Here is a 1,311-nt window from a genome sequence, read left to right on the forward strand (position 1 = left end):
CCTTGAAGGTTGCACGGGTTGCGGTCAGGGCAGAGGCACCGGCACCCAGGACACCGCCGTTGCTCAGCTTGACGCGAGCAAGAGCTGCCGCATCAAACGGATCAGCACCTGCAGTGGCGACCAGACTGTAATCACCATCAACCAGCAGGTTGGTACCAGCGCCCAGGATCTGATTCAGATTGGTGAAAATAACACCATTTTTACCACGGGTCGCCGCAACGCTGCCGCCCGGACCATCCGGGTCACGCAGACGCAGAGCCAGGGTGTTGTGACCGATGTTTGCCACGCCAGCAGCCGGGGTGACCAGACCATTGATAACGAACTTGCTGAAGGTCGGGGTGGATTCGACGTCGGCAACATGGGTGGTCGGGGTGACGACCAGCTCATAGCTCGGAGCGAACGACAGGTACGCGCCGCTGAAGCTGGTGTTCTGGATCAGGCCGGCAGTGCCGCCGTTCTGCGCCTGCGACGGCAGGTCATACAGGGCAACCGTGCAGCTCACGTCGCTGTCGGTGCTGGTGACGCTGTGGTCACCCTTCAGCGTCAGGGTGTCGGTACCAACCAGATCGCTGCCAACCGAGGTCAGCGAGAAGGTCAGAACGTTGGTACCCAGACCATTGATGGCACCAATATTGCCGTGCGCCGGGGTGCTGAGTTCCACGGTCGAAGCAGCATCGAATTCGATGTTGTCCGAGCACTCGACGCGGGCGTAACGCACTTCGTTGTTGGAGAAGTTGTAGCCGATCTTCCAGTCCAGCGTGGCGCCAGCCGCACTGGTACCCAACTCAGCCGGGGCAGCCGGGGTAGCAATGATTTCCTTGGCGAAGTACGCCGGGACGGCACCACCTGCAGCCGACAGATCGGCAGCGGCAGCGTTGCCAGCAAACAGGCCACCCACGATGGCGGCGACGAGAACCTTCTTGTTCATCATTTAAGTAAAACTCCTAAGCTTAGGTTTGTTGTTTGTATACAACAGCGTTACTGGACACCACGCGCCGTTCGCATGCACGTGCCGGCGCCGGCACTTGGTACCTAGAAGCAACCCCGGGAATTCCCTGATTCGCCCCTTGGCCCCGTTCTGCGCATACTCCAAACAGTGCGCAGTCCCCAGTAACGCCGCACTATAGGTGGGCGTTAAGCAAGCGTCAATAGTCTTAAATACGGGGCGAGCAATGTATTCCACTTCAGGGAACAGAGGGCGAAACCGCCGAATCTGAACCGGGCTCGGGCACAGGAATTGCCTCCGGCAACGCCTCTGCGCCCGCGGGGCGCCCGCCCCCGCCACGCCGACGTTCGGCCGCACCGAAGCGG

At 60.8% G+C, this 1,311-nt stretch carries 1 protein-coding gene; it reads right to left on the reverse strand.

Going from position 1 to position 1,311, the window contains the following annotated elements; genetic code table 11:
* A partial coding sequence (locus tag JCM9942_RS16175) for a hypothetical protein (protein WP_157723004.1) occupies positions 1-928 on the reverse strand: 928 nt, incomplete at its 3' end.
* Positions 929-1,311 lie beyond the last annotated feature (383 nt).

This window comes from Stenotrophomonas pictorum JCM 9942, from assembly GCF_001310775.1.
In the GTDB taxonomy this organism is placed as follows: domain Bacteria; phylum Pseudomonadota; class Gammaproteobacteria; order Xanthomonadales; family Xanthomonadaceae; genus Stenotrophomonas; species Stenotrophomonas pictorum.